This window comes from Vibrio sp. OPT46 (assembly GCF_015163535.1).
Classification (GTDB): Bacteria; Pseudomonadota; Gammaproteobacteria; order Enterobacterales; family Vibrionaceae; genus Vibrio; species Vibrio alginolyticus.
On sequence record NZ_JADDYG010000898.1, the window covers coordinates 111,170 to 111,959 of the forward strand.

Annotated in this window: 1 protein-coding gene; it reads left to right on the forward strand. The window is 44.9% G+C overall.

Translation table 11 applies throughout. The features are described 5' to 3' along the window. Window positions 1-91: 91 nt before the first annotated feature. A partial coding sequence (locus IQR33_RS35110) for an MFS transporter (protein ID WP_228014252.1) occupies window positions 92-790 on the forward strand: 699 nt, incomplete at its 3' end.

Sequence of the window (790 nt, forward strand, 5' to 3'; positions counted from 1 at the left end):
CACGACACGAAATCGAAGATGATCCCAATAAGATCGTGTTCTTTAAGTTTGAATAGCAACAAATCCTAAGTGAAATAGAGGTTTATCGGTCATGAATGCCAAAAGACACATGAGCGAAGTTCCTATGATTCAAAGGGTAGCTGCCTATCTAGCGATACTGGTTGGTTACTTTTTCTATTGTTATAACTTTGTAATTATTGACTACGTACGCCCATACATCGTTGAAGCGTATGATGGTATTAGCCTGTCAGACACTGCCCAGTTCTATACATGGCAGTCGGTTGGTGCACTTATCGGTGCATTGAGCTGTGCTTGGTTCGCAACAAAATTTGGTAAGAAATCCACTCTTATTACCATCACAGCCCTAAACGGTGGCGCAACGATCATCAATATGATGTTCACCGACTACACAACATGGGCAGCAATGCGTTTCATCATTGGTTTGTCACTGGGTGGTTACTTCACCGTGGCAGTAAGCCTGATGATCGGCCTATTTACGCCAACGGTACGTGGTAAGTTGACGGCATTCGCGTCTTCTATGTTCTCTGTTGCACTGATGGTAATGGGTGCGTATGCAGCGTTTATTGCAAGCATCGATGCACCATGGGAAAGCCTAATGCTTGTTGGTGGTATCCCACCATTGGCAGCCGCTGTTGTCATGATCTTTGTACTACCTAGCGACAGCAAAGTGATCGCTTACGGTGAAGAAGAGCAAGCAAAAGCAGAAGAATCAAATGCACCAGCGAAAAAAGGCTCTTGGGGAGAAATGCTAAGCAAGCCCTACCGTAAG